Here is a 17,242-nt window from a genome sequence, read left to right on the forward strand (position 1 = left end):
ACATGCTCGGCAAGCTGTTCGGCAAGGTGGGGGAGAGACCGGCGGCGGACCCGAACGCCCTCCCCGTGCCGCGCGGGCGCAGGAACGGCACGTACCCGGTGCGCGCCCTCGGTGACACACGGGTGCTGGCACTGGTGGAAGCGGCCGACGCGGGGGACTGGGACGGAGTGAAGGCGGCGCTGGCCCCGTTCGACCTCGGCCGGGACCACCAGGTGCTCGGTGAGCTGGCAGATCTGGACGGGATGCAGGACTGGATCGGCCGGGCCGCCGAGCAGGATGCGGAGCACCGGGCGACGGCGCTGCTGATGTCCGGGGCGCGCCACATCGTTTGGGGCTGGGAGGCACGGACCACCGAACGCGCCGCGAACGTGACGCGGGAGCAGTGGCGCCTCTTCCACGAGCGGCTCGAGATCGCCGAGGAACAGCTGCTGCTCGCCGCCGAGCTGCGGCCGGACTGGGTCACCCCCTGGTGCCGCCTCCTCACCTCCGCCCGTGGCATGTCGCTGCCGGACGACGTCAAACGGACCCGGTACGAGGCGGCGCTGCGCCGCGACCCGCTCGACCTGGAGACCCACCTGGAGCGGGTGTCCCAGCTGCAGCCCCGCTGGGGCGGCGAGGCGGGGGAGGCGATGACGTACGCCCGCGAGGCGTTCACCCGCGCGCCCGAGGGACACCGCCTCGGCTGCGTGGTGGCCATGGCCCACATCGAGGACTGGGTGGAGTCGGACAGTCCGAGCTGCCTCGACCTGCCGTACATCCAGAGGGAGCTGCGGGAGGCGGCCAAACGCAGCATCCTTCACCCCGCGTACGAGCGACGCCCGGGCTGGCAGCAGGACTTCAACACCTTCGCCATGGCCCTGTCGCTGGCCGGGGAGAGCATCGTCGTCCAGCGGGTCTTCCACGAGCTGGGCGGCGCCTGCACCCCGTGGCCCTGGCGCTACATGGCACAGCCGGAGAAGGCGTACGCCCGGTTCCGCCGCCACGCCTGAGCCGACCCCGGCCGCACTCCGCTCCACTCGGCCGCCATCCCGGCTGCCCTGCGCCCCCTCACCTCTCCATCACGCCACCCCGGGACTGCCCGATGACCCTGCCCGACGCTCCTTCGAACCCGGCCGGCACCGATCGCACCTTCCAGGTGGATCTGCGCGGCCTCGTCGACCTCCTCTCCCACCACCTCTACTCCAGCCCTCGCGTCTACCTGCGCGAACTCCTGCAGAATGCGGTCGACGCGCTGACCGCCCGGCACTCCCTCGAACCGGCCGCCCCCGCGGGCTCCTTCGGGATCCGGCTGTACGCCGACGGCTCGGTCGTCCGGGTCGAGGACGACGGTGTCGGCCTCACCGAGGCCGACGTGCACGCCTTCCTCGCCACGATCGGACGCAGCAGCAAGCGTGCCGAGCAGGTCGCCGAGCAACGCGGCGACTTCATCGGCCAGTTCGGCATCGGACTGCTCTCCTGCTTCCTGGTCGCCGACGAGATCCACGTCGTGAGCCGCTCCGCCCGCACCCCCGACGCACCCGCCGTGGAGTGGCGCGGACGCGGCGACGGCAGCTACACCGTCCGTACCCTGCGCGCCTCCGCCCGGCCCCGGCCCGGCACCACCGTCACGCTGACGCCCCGCGCCGACGCCGGCGAGTGGACCCGGCCGGCGCAGGTGTGGGCGCTGGCCGGGCACTTCGGCTCCCTGCTGCGGCACCCCGTGACCTTCGACGACGGTACGGGCGGCACGGGTGTCGCCGTGAACCCCGAGCCCGCGCCCTGGGCCCGTGCGTACCCCACCCCGGGGGCCCGATCCCGCGCCCTGGCCGCCTACGGCGAGGAGGTCCTCGGGTTCACGCCGCTGGACACCATCGAACTGGACCTGCCGGCCGTCGGCCTGAAGGGCATCGCCTGCGTACTGCCCCAGGCGGTACCGGCCGGTCGGCGCCACGGCCACCGCGTGCACGTCAAAGGCATGCTGCTGTCGGAACAGGCCGACGAGATCCTGCCCGAGTGGGCGTTCTTCGTCCGCTGCGTCGTCGACGCCGAGAGCCTGCGTCCGACGGCCTCCCGCGAGTCCCTGTACGAGGACGACACCCTCGCCGCGGTCCGCGACGCGCTCGCCGAGGGGCTGCGCGCCTGGATCGCCCGGGCCGCCGCCAGCGACCCCGACCTGCTCGCCCGCTTCCTCCACGCCCACCACCTGGCCGTGAAGTCGCTCGCCGTACACGACGACGAGATCCTGCGGATGCTGCTGCCCTGGCTGCCGTTCGAGACCACCGACGGGCACACCACCCTCGACGAGTTCGCCCGCACCCACCGCACGGTGCTGGTGACGTCGAGCGTGGAGGAGTTCCGGCAGGTCGCGGCGATCGCCTCGGCCGCCGGGCTCGGCGTCGTCAACGGCGGCTACACCTACGACCGCGAACTGGTCCACCGGCTTCCCGAGATCAGGCCGCAGACCAGCGTCGCCGACCTCGACCCGGCGACTTTGACCGCACACCTCGACCCGGTCGACCGGGAGACGGAACTGGCGGCGGCGGCCTACCTCGCCCGCGCCCGCGAAGCCCTGGCCGTCTTCGACTGCGACGTCGCGCTGCGCACCTTCCAGCCGGCCTCCGCCCCCGCGCTCCTCGTCGACAGCCGCGAGGCCCGGCACGAGCGCACCCGCTCGCAGCTCGCCCGCGAGCAGGAGGGCGGCCTGTGGGGCGACATCCTCGGCGCCCTGCGGCAGGAGGCCCCGCGCGCCCAGCTCATCCTCAACCAGCTGAACCCGCTGGTCCGCACCGCCGTCGCCATCGACGAACCCGAACTGGCCCGCACCAGCGCCGAAGCCCTGTACGGACAGGCGGCGCTGCTGTCCCGGCGCCCGCTCAGGCCCGCCGAGTCGAGCCTCATCAACCGCTCCTTCCTCGACCTCCTCGCCCACGCCCTCCGCAAGGACAACTGACGATGCCGACCGCACCCCAGACCACCGACGAGCTGTACGAGGAGCTCCAGGCGAACCAGCGGCGCCCCTACGGCCGTACGCGCACCGTCACGGCCGAGGAACTCGTCGACGCCGCCGAACGGTTCGAGGAGACGCTTCCACTCGTCCGCGCGCTGCTCGAACTCCAGGAGGCGTACACGTACGGCTCGGAGCCCCGCAAGTCGCCCGTGGCCTTCGCCCGGTTGCTCACCCTCTTCGACGAGCAGCCCGACGTCTTCGACGAGAACCTGCGCCACCTGGTGTTCTGGCGGTTCAAGTGGGTGGCCTCCGCCCTGCGTGCGCTGCCGGAGATACCGCGGACGAGCCTGCGCCAGTGGCTGACCGAGATGCGCGAGCGGTACGAGAAGGCCGGTCTCGGCCTCCAGCCCTACTACGGGCAGGCCTACCGGCTGGCCGCCCACGTGGGCGAGGACACCGACCTCGCCTTCGAACTGTGGGCGGCGCGCACGCGCACCCCGCTCAGTGACTGCGAGGCCTGCGAGATCTCCGAACGCGCCCTGTACCACCTCGCGTCGGGCGACGACGAGCGGGCGCTGCGGACCTGGGAGCCCGTCCTGGCCGGCAAGGAGTCGTGCCAGGAGGAACCCGCCCGCTCCATCGCCCACGCCCTGCTGCCCCTGCTGCGCGCCGGCCACACCGACAGGGCGCGGGAACTGCACCTCGCCGGATACCGCGGCTGCCGCCGCAACCCCTCGATGTCCGGCGAAGTGGGCCGCCACCTGGAGTTCTGCGCGCTGACCGGCAACGAGGCACGCGGCCTGGAACTGCTCGCCGAGAACCGGAACCTGTTCGACGAGGTCGACTCGCCGCTCGAACTCCTCGACTTCCTCAACGGCGTCGAGGTCCTCCTCCGGCGCGTCGAACAGCTCGGCCACGGCGAACTGCCCGCCGCCGGTTTCCCGGGCCGCACCTGGACGGTGACCGGCCTGCGCGCCGAGGTGCACGGCCGCGCCGACGACCTCGCCGCCCGCTTCGACGCGCGCAACGGCACCACGGCCCACACGGATCGCCGCGGGGCCCGCCTCGGCCGCGCCCCGCTCCTTGAGGCGCTGGAACTGACCCTGCGCACCCGCCGTCTCGATGAGGTGGCCGTGGTCCCCGGCGTCCCGGTCGCCGCCCCCGCCGCCCGTGCGGTCGCCGCCTTCCCCGAGTCGTTGCCCGAACTGGTCGCCCGGGCACGTGCACTGGACGAACAGGGGCACCCGGACGCGCGGGCCTGCTGGACGGAACTGCGTACCCGTGTCACCGCCCCTGACTACACGCATCCCGACGACCCGGCCGTGGGCCCGCTCGCCCGGCTGCGCGCCGACCTGCTGGCCGACGAGGCGAGCCGGCGGGGCGAGCGGGACGACTTCACCGAGGCGGCCGCCCTCTACGAGGAGGCCGCGGGCCTGTACGACGACGCCGGAACACCCGCCCACGCGGCACTCGCCCGGGCCCACGCCGTCCTCGCCACCGCCGAGATCCCGCCGCAGACCTCCGCACGAGCCGCGTCCGAGACCCCGTCCGGGCTGCCTGCGGACGGCGCCGCGGACACCGGCGACACCGGCGACGCCGACGGCACCGACGACATCCCGGCCGAGGTCGCCGCGCTGACCGCCGCCCACGCGGCCATGGTCCGCCTGCACGCGGAGACGTCCGGCCTGGCGCCGTACCAGGAGGTACGCCTGCTGCGGCTCAGGGCCACCGCCCTGGGCCTGCGCCTTCAGGCGTCCCGGAGCGACGGGCACGTCGCCGCGGTCCTCCACGAGGTCGGCCTGCTGCACGACTTCGCCACCCGGCACGACATCCCCGGTCAGATCGCCGGTGCCCTGGTACTGCGGGCCAGCACCTTCGCGATCTCCGGCGACCTGCCCGCCGCGGCCGCCGAGACGGACGCGCTCCTGGACCGGCTGGAAGCGCACGGTCCCGCCTGGCACCTGCCCCGGGCGCTGGGACTGCGCGCCCGGCTCCGGCTCGGCGCCCAGGACGCGGAGGCCGCCCACGCCGACCTGGGCGAGGCACTGCGACTGGCCGCCGACTGGCCGGCCGACGCCGTCGACACCGCCCGCCTCCACGGAGACCTCGCCGAGGCCTGTATGCACCTGGGCCGTCCGGACGAGGCGCTGCGGCACCTGACCCGGTCCGCGGAGCTGAACCTCCGGCGCGGCGACCGCTTCGACGCGTACTGCGCCTACAGCAACGCCGCCACGCTCAGCCTCGACCTCGGACGCGTCGAGGACTGCATCGCCCTCCTCGACTCCCTGCTGGCCGAACCGGACGTCGCCGCCGGAGAACCGGACGACCGGCTGGTCGCCCAGCTGCGCCTGACCCGCGCCCGGGCGCTGCGCGCGGGGGAGGACCTCAAGGCGGCCACGACGGAATTCCTCGCCCTCGCGGCCGAGTCGGCCGGCTGGGACGACGACCCGGGAAGCCACGCCATGATCGCCGCGGAGACGGCCGTGCTCCTGGCCGAGGCCGACGAGTTCGACCGGGCCCGCGAGGCGGCCGACCAGGCCCTGGCCGCGCACGCCCGCGACCCGCGCCACGAGGCGCTCAGCAACTGTCTGCGCGAACTGGCCCGGCTCCAGGCCCGGCAGCAGGGCTCCGACGGCCTGGCCGGGGCGCTGGCCTTCCTCGCCGACGCCGGCCGGGTCGCGGAAGAGGCCCACAGCGCCGGGTACGAGGCCCACGGACGCCCCCTGGACTCCGCGCTGGCCTACGAGTACGGGCGGGTCCACGCCTACGCCGACGCCTACGAGGACGCCCTGGCCGCCCTGGAGAAGGCCCTCGCACTGATCGGCGAGCCGGGGCCGGACAACGGCCGGGCCGGCGAGTGGGCCGAGTGCGTCCGCTTCGCGGCCGCCATGGAGGGCGTCTACCTGGAACGCCCCGCACCCGCCCTCGCCCGCCTCGACGCGGCCGTCTCCCGGCTGACCGCCCTGGGACACACCGAGGAGACCGAGCCCCTCACGTCACTGGCGGCCCGACTGCGCGACGAGGAGTGAGCAAGCGGCGGAGGCCGGAGCGGCCGGGCGCCCACCGCCCCGCCGCTCAGGGATGCGACAGCTGCCCCGCGCCGCCCCGCCGGCCTATCCGCCCCCGGCCCCGCTCGGCGGCCCGTGCCTGCCGCCTCGCCCGGCGACGCTCGCGACGCATGGCTCGCGCGGTGCTGCTCGGCACGGACACGACACCGTGCCGCTGGTTCCACACCTGCCGGGTCACCCACACGTCCAGCACGCCCCAGGTGGCCACCACCGTGCCCGCCACACTGCCGAGCACCATCGGGAACGCCAGCCAGGACTCCGCCAGCGTGCACAGGAAGGCCACCATCGCCAGTATCAGCGTCACGGCGACCACCAGCACCGCGCGCACGGCCGCCGTACGCACCGGGTCCGGCATCCGGCGGCGCCGCGCGGGCTCCTCGCGCCACAACGGCCGGTACCCCGGCTGCCGCTCGCCCGCCCGTGTGTCCGGCGCGGCCGCCGGAATGTCGCGATCCGGCGCCTGCGGGCGCACCGCCGAGGGCTCCTCGGCCACCCCGGTCGCACCGTCGTCCGCGGGCGCCCCGCGCCGCTCCGCCGTGCCCATCAACATGTCACTCCCCACCGCCGGCAGACCGCTCGTCCGTGTCCGAGGACACGTCTCCCCTCTGACTGCCCGGCTTGCACTGCTTTACGCCGCCCAGGGGCGGGATGCGGCTCCTGTGGCCGATTCCGCCTCCGGTTCCCGTAGTGAAGGACGAACGAAGGGCCCCCAAGATTCCCGAAAATCCCGCGCAGTCGAATAATTTCGGCCAATCCGCCCGTCACGCCGTCGTGTCCGCCTCGCGCCCGTCCACCGATCCCGGGAGGCAATCTCCCGCAATGACCGGACAACTGACCATCGCCCGCCCCGAGTGCGGAAGTTCGGCCTCCGGACGGGCCTTCGAGTTACCTGTGCGTCAGTAGTAGGCTCGCGCCGTTTGTTGACGCACGTGAGTACCCCCACCGGTGGGGGACGAGCTGGGGGAGGCCATGCGCTTTCGCGGGAAGTCGATCCGCCGGAAGATCGTGGCGCTGCTCCTCGTGCCGCTGGTGTCCCTGACCGCGATCTGGGCCTTCGCCACGGTCCTGACGGGCCGGGAGGCGGCACGGCTGTTCAGCGTCTCCGCCGTCGTCGAGGAGATCGGCTACCCGGTCGAGGACACCGTCCGGGTCCTCCAGCAGGAACGCCGCCAGACCCTCGTCCACCTCGCCGACCCCCGTGCCTCCGACGGGCTGGCCGCACTGGAGCGCAGCCGCACCGCCACCGACGAGGCCGTCGCGGAGATCCGCCGCAACGCCGCTGACGCCGGCATACGGGACGACCTCGGCCGGGCCGGCGACGAACGGCTCACCGCGGTACTGGACGCCTTCGACGGCCTCGGTTCCCTGCGCCGCAGCGTCGAGGACGGCACCGTCGACCGCGCCCAGGCCCTCGGCCTCTACAACCGCCTGGTCGACCCCTGCCACGACCTGCTGGCCAACCTCAACGTCGTCGACGACGTGGGCCTCGACAAGCAGTACCGCGCGCTCGTCAACGTCTCCCGCGCCCGCGAACTGCTCTCCCGAGAGGACGCCCTCCTCGGCTCCGCCCTGGTCACCGGGCGGCTCAGCCGCACGGAGGTGCGGGACGTCTCCGACCTCGTCGCACAGCGCACCGTGATGTACGACATCAACCTGCCGCTGCTGCCCGCCACCGAACGCGGCCGCTACCAGCGTTTCTGGAAGAACGCCGCCTCCGCCCCCCTCCGGGTCGCCGAGCAGGCCGCCGTCTCCTCCGACACCGGCACGCCGAGCGGAGTCACCGCCAAGAGCTGGGACACCGCCGCCGGGAGCGTCCTCAAGGAACTCGGCGAACTCGACGACAACGCCGCAGACCGCTACCAGGACCGCGTCGACCCGGTCGCCACCAGCACCATCGCCAAGGCCGTCGTCGCCGGAGCGCTCGGCCTGATCGCCCTGCTGTACTCCCTCTTCCTGTCCGTCCGCGTCGGACGCTCCCTCATCCGCGACCTCAAGCAGCTGCGCCTGGAGGCCCACGAGGCCTCCGGCGTCCGCCTGCCCAGCGTGATGCGCCGCCTGTCGGCGGGTGAGGAGGTCGACGTCGAGACCGAGGTGCCGCGCCTCGAGTACGACCGGAACGAGATGGGCGAGGTCGGCCAGGCCCTCAACACCCTCCAGCGCGCCGCCGTGGAAGCCGCCGTCAAACAGGCCGAGCTGCGCGCGGGCGTCTCCGAGGTCTTCGTCAACCTCGCGCGCCGCAGCCAGGTGCTGCTGCACAAGCAGCTCACCCTGCTCGACACCATGGAACGCAGGACCGAGGACACCGAGGAACTCGCCGACCTGTTCCGCCTCGACCACCTGACCACCCGCATGCGCCGGCACGCCGAGGGCCTGGTCATCCTCTCCGGCGCCGCACCCTCCCGGCAGTGGCGCAAGCCCGTCCAGCTGATGGACGTGGTGCGGGCCGCCGTCGCCGAGGTCGAGGACTACGAGCGCATCGAGGTCCGCAGGCTGCCCCGCGTCGCCGTCACCGGACCGGCGGTCGCCGACCTCACCCATCTGGTGGCCGAACTCCTGGAGAACGCCACGGTGTTCTCGCCCCCGCACACCGCGGTGCAGGTGCTGGGCGAACGTGTCGCCAACGGCTTCACCCTGGAGATCCACGACCGCGGCCTCGGCATGGCCGCCGACGCCCTCCTCGACGCCAATCTCCGGCTGGCCGAGACACCCGAGTTCGAGCTGTCCGACACCGACCGGCTCGGCCTGTTCGTGGTCAGCCGGCTCGCCCAGCGGCAGAACGTCCGGGTCTCCCTCCAGCCGTCCCCCTACGGCGGCACCACCGCGGTCGTCTTCGTCCCCGACGCGCTGCTCACCGACGACGCCCCGGACACCAACGGCGTCGGCTTCCGCCTCGACCGTCCCCAGCACGTCAAGGACAAGGAGCGGGAGGAGGGCCGCCGTTCCGCCCTCGCCCACGTGCCCGCACGGCTCCCGGAGCGACCGGCCGCGCTGCTGGACGGCCCCGTCGAGCTGGAGGCGCCCGTAGACCTGGACGCCCTCGACGGCCTCCCCGGCGCGCTCGACGACCGGGACAGCGAACGCGGCGGCCTGTTCCGCCCGCGCCGCTCCCTGGCCGCGGCCGACGACGACCAGGCGGCCCGCCGCACCGGACCACGACGCCCCGAGTCCCGTCACGGTGACGAGGCGACGGCCGAGGACACCACCGAGGCGAACGCGCCGGTGGCGCTGCCCCGCCGCCGCACTCCCAAGCTGGTCAGCTCGCACGGGCGACCCGTCACCGAACGCGGCGCCCGGAACAGCTCCGACGAGCCGCCCGCGGCCGGCCCGGACCGGACGGAGACCCCGGCCGCGTCCCGCACCCGAGCGGACGAGCTGCCCGCCCTGCCCGCCCGCCGACGCGGAGATCGCCCCACCGACCGCACGGCCGACCGCACCGCCGACCGCACCGCCGGGCGTACCGAGGACCGCACCGCCGGGCGCATCGGGGGCCCCACCGCCGAGGGCGGTGGCGGCGAGCCCGCCGCGCGCGAGGACGGTCCGCCCCCGAACGCCGAGGCGGGGACGCTGCCCCGACGCGTCCGGCAGGCCAGCCTGGCCCCCCAGCTCAGGCAGAGCCCCGAACCGGCCGCCGCAGACCGCTCCGACCCCGCCGACCGCGACGCCGACGAGGTACGCAGCCGCATGGCCTCGCTCCAGCGCGGCTGGCAGCGCGGCCGCAAGGAGAACGCCACGGGTGACGACCCACCCGGCGGCGCAGCACCATCAGCACCACGAGGAACGACAAAGGGGGACGGTCGATGACCGCACCGAAGGCGACCGGCCACACCGCGACCAGGTCCGGGGAGCTGAACTGGCTCCTCGACGACCTGGTGGACCGTGTCGCGAGCATCCGCAAGGCCGTCGTCCTGTCCGGCGACGGCCTGGCCACGGGTGTGTCCAAGGACCTGACCAGGGAGGACAGCGAGCATCTGGCCGCCGTGGCGTCGGGATTCCACAGCCTCGCCAAGGGCGTGGGCCGGCACTTCGAGGCGGGCAGCGTCCGGCAGACCGTCGTCGAACTCGACGAAGCCTTCCTCTTCGTCACCGCCGCCGGCGACGGCAGCTGCCTGGCCGTCCTGTCCGACGCCGACTCGGACGTCGGACAGGTCGCCTACGAGATGACCCTGCTCGTCAAGCGGGTCGGCGTGCACCTGGGCACCGCGCCGCGCACCGATCCGCCCTCGGGCGGGTAAGTGGGATGACATGAGCGCAGACGGTCAGGGAAGAAACCACTGGTTCGACGACGAGGCCGGCCCCGTCGTCCGTCCGTACGCCATGACGCGCGGCCGCACCAGCAGCGCGGCCCAGCACCGCCTCGACCTGATCGCGGTGGTCGTCACGGAACCGCACGCGGACGATCCGGAGGCGGACGTCACCCTCTCCCCGGAGCACGTGGACATCGTCGGCCTGTGCCGCGACGCCCCGCAGTCGGTCGCCGAACTCGCCGCCGGACTCGACCTCCCCATCGGGGTCGTGCGGGTCCTGGTGGGCGACCTCGTGGACATCGAACTCGTCCACGTCAACCGGCCCGTGCCCCCGGCCGAACTGCCGGACGAGAACATTCTGCGCGACGTGATCAACGGGTTGAGGGCACTGTGAGCCGGCCCCCGGGCCCGCCGGGCGGCGGCAGGTTAAGGAGAAGAGACCGATGATCTTCGGGCGTTCCCAGCGCGGCAAGCCGCCGGTCGAGCCCGTCACGCTCAAGATCCTGGTGGCCGGCGGGTTCGGCGTGGGCAAGACCACCCTCGTCGGCGCGGTCAGCGAGATCAGGCCGCTGCGCACCGAGGAGCTGCTCACCGAGGCAGGGCGGCCCGTCGACGACGTCAGCGGGGTGGAGGGCAAGCACACCACCACGGTGGCCATGGACTTCGGGCGGATCACCCTGCGCGAGGACCTGGTGCTGTATCTCTTCGGCACCCCGGGCCAGGAGCGGTTCTGGTTCATGTGGGACGAGCTGTCCGAGGGCGCGCTGGGCGCCGTCGTGCTGGCCGACACCCGGCGCCTGGAGGACTGCTTCGCCGCCATCGACTACTTCGAGCGGCGCTCCATCCCGTTCGTGGTCGGCGTCAACTGCTTCGAGGGGTCGGCGCGCTACCCGGGCGAGACCGTCCGCCAGGCCCTCGACCTCGACGAGGACGTGCCCCTGGTGATGTGCGACGCCCGGGACCGGGAGTCCGTCAAGGAGGTCCTCATCGGCGTCGTCCAGCACGCCATGACCCAGGCGGCGGACCGCCGCCGGGCCGTCCCGACCTGAGGGCCTCGCCGCCGGGTTGTCCCGACTTGAGGGCCTCGCCGCCGGGTTGTCCTGACCTGAGGGGCCCGCCCCCGAGCCGTCCCGACCTGAGGGGCTCGCCGCCGGGCCGCCGCACGTCGTCGCCGGCTCGGCCGCCGTACGTCTGCCGGAAACCGCGCAGGGTGCCGCGGCCGGACCCGCCCGGTTCCGCTCGGAACCGGCGGCGCCCGCCCGCACGGCCGCTCAGCCGGCCGGCGCCGTCGTCCGGTCCGTGCCGCGCATGACCTCGTGGCCCGGCACGTCCGCCGTGCCCAGCACCCAACTCGCCCCGCCCAACGCCTTCGCGGCCTTCTTCAGCGGCGCCAGGCGGGCCGCCGCCCGCCGGTGGTCGGGCACACTGCCCGGCCCGCACAGGACCGTCGCCAGGGACAGCGTGACGGGCCGCCCGCCGGCCGACCACGCCACGTCCAGTACGGCGGCGGCCAGCCGATCCAGCCCGTCCGGGTCGCTCAGCACCAGGAAGTCGTCACCGCCGATGTGCCCGACGCGGGTCTCCCCGCCGGCCGTGCGCAGCAGCGCCTGCCCGACCGACCGGATCAGCTCGTCGCCCGCGGCGAACCCGGCCCCGTCGTTGACCTGTTTGAAGTGGTCCACGTCGAGCCAGCTCAGGGCGAACGCCCGCCCGGCCGCGATCCGCCGGTCCACCTCGTCCGTGATCGCCTGCGAACCGGGCAGCCGCGTCAGCGGATTGAGCCCGGCCGCCTCCTCCACCCGGCTCTCCGCCAGCGCCCGCACCAGGTCAGAGAGCCGTACGACGCCCACACACCGCCCGCGCGCGTCCACCACGGCCACGTCGTCCGACGTACGGCTCGGATCACCGACGGCCACCACGTCCAGCACCTCCCACGCCGTCGCGTCGACGCCCACCGTCCGCGGCGGGTCGCCGAGCTTCGCGGCGGGCCGGTCGGCGTACAGGGCGTGCCCGTAGCGCCCGGACATCGACAGCAGGAAGCGGGAGCGGTGCACCGAGCGGACCGGAATCCCGTCCCGGTCCACGAGCAGCACCCCGGACACGTCCGGCGACCCGGTCAGCAGCGCTCGCACCCGCCCCGCCGAGGCCGTCGCCGGCAACAGCGCGGCCGGGCGCACGAACTGCCGTACCGGCGGCCCCGGCCGGGGAGTCGGCACGAGGCCGGGGGAGCCGGGCGGAACGTACACGTCGGCGGCGGGCAGCCGCGCGGGCGGCGCGAACAGCTCGCCCTGCGCCAACTGCGCTCCCGCCGACCGCGCCACGGCGCACTGCGCCTCCGTCTCCACGCCCTCGACGGTCAGCAGCGCCCCCGACCCGTCGCACAGCACCCGCATCGCCCGCACGGCCGCCGGCCGCGCCAGCAGAGACGCGTCGAGCTTCACCAGCTCCGGCGCCAGGTCGGCCAGCAGTCGCAACGGCGCGTCCCCGTCACCGACCCCGTCCGCCGAGATCCGGAATCCCTGCCCCCGCAGCACGCCCACCGCGTCGAGCAGGGCCCGCCGCGGCACGTGCGTGTACGGCGGGCACACGTCCAGCGTCACCTCCCACGGCAGCCGCCCCGCCTCGCGCACGGCGTCGTGCAGGGGCTGGAGACCACCGAGGTCCGCGAGCGTGCCCGCGAACACGTTGACGTGCAGCGGCAGCAGCGTCTCCCGGCGCACCGCCGCACGCAGCGCCGACACCGCCAGCAGGCCGTCGAGTTCGGGATCGCGCCGCGCCTCGGCGAGCACGTCGCCGCTCTCCGGCCTGGCCAGTATCTCCAGCGCCGCGACCCCGCCGGTCATCAGGTTGACCACCGGTTGGAAGGCGAAGCGGAGAGTGTCCGTCCAGAAGCGCACGGGAGCAGGATGGCGCGGCAGGCTCCCCAACGGGCCCGGTTCACGCGACGTTCACGCAGGATTCCGGTGCGCTCACGCGGCGTGTGCCCGGCGGGTCGCCGCGCCGCCCACTTCCCTCCCGGAGCCCCGGCCTGATAAATGCAGGGGACATGACACGACTCTCCGCCGCCCTCCGCGGTCTGGCCACCACCTTCGCCGCCCTGCTCGCCGTCACCGCCGTCCCCGCCGCGTCCGCCCCCGCCACCGCGCAGGCACGGCACGAGCCGAGGGCCCCCGAGGACTTCGTGGCCCTGCGCGGCGTCGACCCGACGATCATCGAGGAGATGCGCTACGTCACCGCGCACAACTTCGTCGGGGAGCGCGTCGACGGCTACCGGCAGCCCCTGTGCATCCTCACCCGCCCGGCGGCCGAAGCGCTCCACCTCGCCCAGACCCGGCTGCTGCGGCAGGGCTACTCCCTCAAGGTGTACGACTGCTACCGGCCCCAGCGCGCCGTCGACCACTTCGTGCGCTGGGCCGAAGACCTCGACGACCAGGACATGAAGGCCGAGTTCTACCCGGACGTCGACAAGACCCGCCTCTTCGCCGACGGCTACATCGCCGAGAAGTCCGGCCACAGCCGCGGCTCCACCGTGGACCTCACCCTCGTACGGCTCCCGGCCAAACCCACCCGCCCGTACCACCCCGGGCAGCCCCTGGTGCCCTGCTTCGCCCCGAAGGGCGAGCGTTTCCCCGACAACTCCGTCGACATGGGCACCGGATACGACTGCTTCGACACCCGCTCGCACACCCTCGACCCCCGCATCGAGGGCGTCCAGCGTGCCAACCGGCTGCTGCTCAAGGACACCCTGGAGGAGGCCGGCCTGGTGAACCTCCCCGAGGAATGGTGGCACTTCACCTACAAGCCCGAGCCCTACCCGGACACCTACTTCGACTTCCCGGTTTCCGCGAAGTCGCTCTCCGGCCGCCGCTGACCGGCCTGCCGGAGCCGTCCACTCCGCCATCGGATACAGTCCGCCGCGTGTCCGAAATTGAAAACTCCGTTCCCAACTCCGCGCTCGGCTCCCACTGTTCGAGCTGCGGATCGCCCTACGGAGAGGGCGTCTCCGGCTGGCCCCGCACCTGTCCCGGGTGCGGCACCGTGGCCTACCGCAACCCGCTGCCGGTCGCGGTGGCCCTCCAGCCCGTGTACGACACGCAGGGCACCGCCCTGGTCGTCATCACCCGCACCGTGACCCCCGCGCGCGGGGGCGTGGCCCTGCCCGGCGGCTACGTCGACGACCGGGAGGACTGGCGGCAGGCCGTCGTCCGCGAGCTCAAGGAGGAGACCGGCATCGACGCGGCGAGCCGCGACGTCCGGCTCGCCGACGCCATGAGCTCGCCCGACGGCCACCTGCTGCTCTTCGGGCTGCTCCCCGAGCGGCCGGCCGAGGGACTGCCGCTCTCCGCCGCCACGGACGAGACCGGGGGCTGGCACCTCCTGCGCAGGTCGGAAGAGCTCGCCTTCCCGCTCCACACCAGGGCCGTACGCGCCTTCTTCGAGGGCCGCTACATCTGAGCCGGACGCTCCGCGAGCCCACGGACGCGGACCGGGCAGGACGGCTCGCTCAGACCGTCCTCGCCCTCCCGCTCCACGACGACCCGCCGCCCCTCCCAGCGGGACACGTACCGTTCGATCTCCGGTTCCACCCAGCCGTCGCCCGCGTCCGGCACGACCAGTCCACCGCCGGTCCGCCCCCGCGCGGGCGCCCACACCTCGAGCTCCGGCCCGCCGTCCGCCCCCAGGACCGGAATCACCGCTCCCGCGCGCGCGAACACCGGAATCCGCGCCGAAGGCGCGTCGACCAGCACCTGCGCCGGTCCTTCGTACGCCCGTCCCGTCGCCACGTCGTACCAGCGGCCCCGCGGCAACCGCACCGCACGCCGGTCCGCCCCCGCCTCGAGCACCGGGGCCACCAGCAGACAGTCCCCCAGCAGAAACGCGTCCTCGCAGTCCCGCAGCATCCGGTCCTCCGGCGTCGACCACCACAGGGGACGCGCACAGGGAGCACCCGTACGCCGGGCCAGGTGCGCCAGCGTCACGAAGTACGGCAGCAGCCGCCGCCGCTCGACGAGCGCCACGCGCGCGTGCTCCAGCACCTCGGTCCCGAACTCCCACGGCTCCCGGTGCCCGGCCCGCGGCCCGGCGTGGGTGCGGAACAGCGGCAGGTACGCCGCCAGCTGCAACCACCGCAGATACAGCTCCGGGGAAGAACCCCCCTCGGAGCCGCCCGCATCCGGCCCCGAGAACGGCACCCCGCACAGCCCGAGCCCCAGCACCCGTGCCAGCGACGCCCGCAACCCCGGCCACCCCGTGGCCGTTGCCCCGGACCAGGCGCCGCCGTAGCGCTGCAGGCCGGCCCACCCGGAACGGGAGAGGACGAACGGCCGCTCGTCGGGGGCCAGTGCCCGCAGCCCCTCGTATCCGGCCCGCGCCATGCACAGCGCGTAGACGTTGTGCGCCTCCCTGTGGTCACCGCCCCGGCCCTCCAGCGCATGCCGGGCCGACCGGGGCAGCGTCGACTCCCCGAAGGCGGCGAACGAGGTGGGCTCGTCCAGGTCGTGCCAGAAGCCGGTGAACCCCTGCCCGAGCCGCTCCTCGTAGAGCCCGCCCCACCACTCGCGCGCACGCGCGTGCGTGAAGTCCGGGAAGACCACGTCCCCCGGACGCCCCACCCCCCGGACGACCGTCCCAGCCGCATCCCGCACGAACACGTCCCCGCGGCCACCGCCGTCGTACACGAGGTTGCCGGGCGCGGCCCGAACCGCCGGCTCCACGGCCGACACCAGCCGGACCCCCTCCCTGCGCAGCTCCTCGGCGAGTACGGGCAGCTTCGGGAACCGCTCCTCGTCGACGGTGAACACCTGCCGGGCAGTGCCGTGCCCGATGCCCAGATGCACCGCGTCCAGGGGCAGATCCCGCTCCTGGTGGCCGGCCACGACCCGCCTCAGATCCTGCTCGTCGCCCGAACCCCACAGCGCGTGATGATGACCGAGCGCCCACGCCGGCGGCAGCGCGGGCGCCCCGGTCAGCGACGCCCAGGCCAGCAGCACGCGCGCGGGGGTACCCACCGTCACCCAGCACCGCAGCGGACCGCCGTCCATCCGCAGCACGCTCCGCCCCGGCCGGTCGTGCCCCGACCCGGCCCCCTCCGCACCCTCCCGCAACGCCACCGTGCCGTCCCAGGTGCTGTCGTGGAAGACCAGGTGCGTCCCGGCGTCCGCCACCACCAGCTGCACCGGCATCGTGATGGACGACGCGGACGACGCGTCCTCGGCGGCCGCGAAGGGCAGGCCGGGACCGGTGTTCCACAGCCGGTACGTGCCCTCGCGCAGCCGGGGCCCCGCGGACCGCCCGCCGAGCCCGAAGAACCGGGCGTCCGCCGCCACCTCCGCCCGCTGCGTCCAGCGGGCGGGACCGCCGCCGACCGGCTCCCACCACCGGGGCGGCAGCTCACGGCGCAGGACCACACCCCCGGGCGTACGCACCTCCACCGCGCCGTGCCGGGACACGGCCACCGTGGCGCGCTCCGCCACCACCCGCCAACCGCCGTCCTTGTCCGGCTCCAGCACCGCCCGCGGATCCGGCTCCGGACAGCGGCCCGCCAACGCGTACGAAGGCTCGGGACCGGCCCCGTCCCACCCCCAGAACACCGCTCCGTTCACCGCCACGAGAACCCGCAGCTCCGAGCGGCCGAACCGGAGGACACCACCCCCGGGCCCCGGCTCCACCTCCCGCAGCGGACCGGGCACCCGCGCCCGCTCCGCACCCCGCGGCGGCAGCCCGGCCGCGTCGGCACGCCGCCTGCGCCATGCCGCCCGTACCGTACGCAACCCCTGCGCCACCCCCACGGAACCGACCGTCTTCATCGAACGCACCAGGTCACGACCGTCCATGTTGCTCACCCTGCCATCGACCGCCGCGCCCGGAGGCGTCGTTCAACTGCCGTTCACCCGTGACCGGACCACATATTCATGTCACCGACTATGTGGGGCGCGCCCTGGTGCGGAAGTCGATCACATGGCATCGTCCCTGTCAGCCGCGTCACGCGCACACCCCAGCCCGTG

Annotated in this window: 12 protein-coding genes; 9 read left to right on the plus strand and 3 right to left on the minus strand. The window is 74.2% G+C overall.

What is annotated here, in order from left to right; translation table 11 throughout:
• The first annotated feature begins 2 nt into the window (after positions 1-2).
• From R2E43_RS31410 to R2E43_RS31420, 3 genes are all read left to right on the plus strand, one after another.
• On the plus strand, positions 3-989 hold the full coding sequence (locus tag R2E43_RS31410; protein WP_011027770.1) for a hypothetical protein: 987 nt from the start codon (positions 3-5) through the stop codon (positions 987-989).
• Positions 990-1,081: 92 nt separating this feature from the next.
• Positions 1,082-2,929: an HSP90 family protein gene (locus R2E43_RS31415; protein WP_016325763.1), complete on the plus strand. Its 1,848-nt coding sequence runs from the start codon at positions 1,082-1,084 to the stop codon at positions 2,927-2,929.
• Between the two features lie 2 nt (positions 2,930-2,931).
• The gene (locus R2E43_RS31420) at positions 2,932-5,955 is read left to right on the plus strand and encodes a hypothetical protein (RefSeq protein ID WP_030866943.1); all 3,024 of its coding nucleotides are present in this window, start codon (positions 2,932-2,934) and stop codon (positions 5,953-5,955) included.
• A 46-nt stretch (positions 5,956-6,001) separates the two neighbouring features.
• On the opposite strand, the gene R2E43_RS31425 is transcribed toward R2E43_RS31420, so the two are convergent.
• Complete coding sequence (locus tag R2E43_RS31425) at positions 6,002-6,544, minus strand: hypothetical protein (protein ID WP_011027767.1); 543 nt, start codon at positions 6,542-6,544, stop codon at positions 6,002-6,004.
• 419 nt (positions 6,545-6,963) lie between these two features.
• Between R2E43_RS31425 and R2E43_RS31430 the strand changes: the two genes are divergently transcribed.
• From R2E43_RS31430 to R2E43_RS31445, 4 genes are read left to right on the plus strand one after another with little or no spacing between them, the layout of a single operon-like run.
• The gene (locus R2E43_RS31430) at positions 6,964-9,795 is read left to right on the plus strand and encodes a sensor histidine kinase (protein WP_329432701.1); all 2,832 of its coding nucleotides are present in this window, start codon (positions 6,964-6,966) and stop codon (positions 9,793-9,795) included.
• A complete protein-coding gene (locus R2E43_RS31435; RefSeq protein WP_003977425.1) occupies positions 9,792-10,226 on the plus strand; it encodes a roadblock/LC7 domain-containing protein in 435 nt (144 codons plus the stop codon). Before R2E43_RS31430 ends, R2E43_RS31435 begins: the two co-directional genes overlap by 4 nt.
• Before the next feature lie 10 nt (positions 10,227-10,236).
• Entirely contained in the window at positions 10,237-10,632 is a 396-nt protein-coding gene (locus R2E43_RS31440; RefSeq protein WP_003977426.1) for a DUF742 domain-containing protein, read from the plus strand.
• A gap of 49 nt (positions 10,633-10,681) precedes the next feature.
• The gene (locus tag R2E43_RS31445; RefSeq protein WP_003977427.1) at positions 10,682-11,287 is read left to right on the plus strand and encodes a GTP-binding protein; all 606 of its coding nucleotides are present in this window, start codon (positions 10,682-10,684) and stop codon (positions 11,285-11,287) included.
• 222 nt (positions 11,288-11,509) lie between these two features.
• Here the strand turns inward: R2E43_RS31445 and R2E43_RS31450 are convergent, their stop codons facing one another.
• On the minus strand, positions 11,510-13,135 hold the full coding sequence (locus tag R2E43_RS31450; protein WP_332056763.1) for a GGDEF domain-containing protein: 1,626 nt from the start codon (positions 13,133-13,135) through the stop codon (positions 11,510-11,512).
• 149 nt (positions 13,136-13,284) lie between these two features.
• Between R2E43_RS31450 and R2E43_RS31455 the strand changes: the two genes are divergently transcribed.
• Both R2E43_RS31455 and R2E43_RS31460 read left to right on the plus strand, forming a co-directional pair.
• Positions 13,285-14,109: a M15 family metallopeptidase gene (locus R2E43_RS31455; protein WP_011027763.1), complete on the plus strand. Its 825-nt coding sequence runs from the start codon at positions 13,285-13,287 to the stop codon at positions 14,107-14,109.
• Between the two features lie 47 nt (positions 14,110-14,156).
• Positions 14,157-14,693 (plus strand): NUDIX domain-containing protein, encoded by a 537-nt coding sequence (locus tag R2E43_RS31460; protein WP_134112125.1) that lies wholly within the window; start codon positions 14,157-14,159, stop codon positions 14,691-14,693.
• Here R2E43_RS31460 and R2E43_RS31465 read toward each other — a convergent pair.
• The gene (locus R2E43_RS31465; RefSeq protein WP_332056764.1) at positions 14,684-17,071 is read right to left on the minus strand and encodes a glycoside hydrolase family 31 protein; all 2,388 of its coding nucleotides are present in this window, start codon (positions 17,069-17,071) and stop codon (positions 14,684-14,686) included. The two genes, R2E43_RS31460 and R2E43_RS31465, sit on opposite strands and share 10 nt — an antisense overlap.
• Between the last annotated feature and the right edge of the window lie 171 nt (positions 17,072-17,242).

Source organism: Streptomyces violaceoruber (assembly GCF_033406955.1).
GTDB classification, from domain to species: Bacteria; Actinomycetota; Actinomycetes; order Streptomycetales; family Streptomycetaceae; genus Streptomyces; species Streptomyces violaceoruber.

Coding starts and splice junctions, on each gene's coding strand:
- R2E43_RS31410 (WP_011027770.1), top strand. CDS start 3: ATGCTCGGCAAGCTGTTCGGCAAGGTGGGGGAGAGACCGGCGGCGGAC.
- R2E43_RS31415 (WP_016325763.1), top strand. CDS start 1,082: ATGACCCTGCCCGACGCTCCTTCGAACCCGGCCGGCACCGATCGCACC.
- R2E43_RS31420 (WP_030866943.1), top strand. CDS start 2,932: ATGCCGACCGCACCCCAGACCACCGACGAGCTGTACGAGGAGCTCCAG.
- R2E43_RS31425 (WP_011027767.1), bottom strand. CDS start 6,544: ATGTTGATGGGCACGGCGGAGCGGCGCGGGGCGCCCGCGGACGACGGT.
- R2E43_RS31430 (WP_329432701.1), top strand. CDS start 6,964: ATGCGCTTTCGCGGGAAGTCGATCCGCCGGAAGATCGTGGCGCTGCTC.
- R2E43_RS31435 (WP_003977425.1), top strand. CDS start 9,792: ATGACCGCACCGAAGGCGACCGGCCACACCGCGACCAGGTCCGGGGAG.
- R2E43_RS31440 (WP_003977426.1), top strand. CDS start 10,237: ATGAGCGCAGACGGTCAGGGAAGAAACCACTGGTTCGACGACGAGGCC.
- R2E43_RS31445 (WP_003977427.1), top strand. CDS start 10,682: ATGATCTTCGGGCGTTCCCAGCGCGGCAAGCCGCCGGTCGAGCCCGTC.
- R2E43_RS31455 (WP_011027763.1), top strand. CDS start 13,285: ATGACACGACTCTCCGCCGCCCTCCGCGGTCTGGCCACCACCTTCGCC.
- R2E43_RS31465 (WP_332056764.1), bottom strand. CDS start 17,071: ATGGACGGTCGTGACCTGGTGCGTTCGATGAAGACGGTCGGTTCCGTG.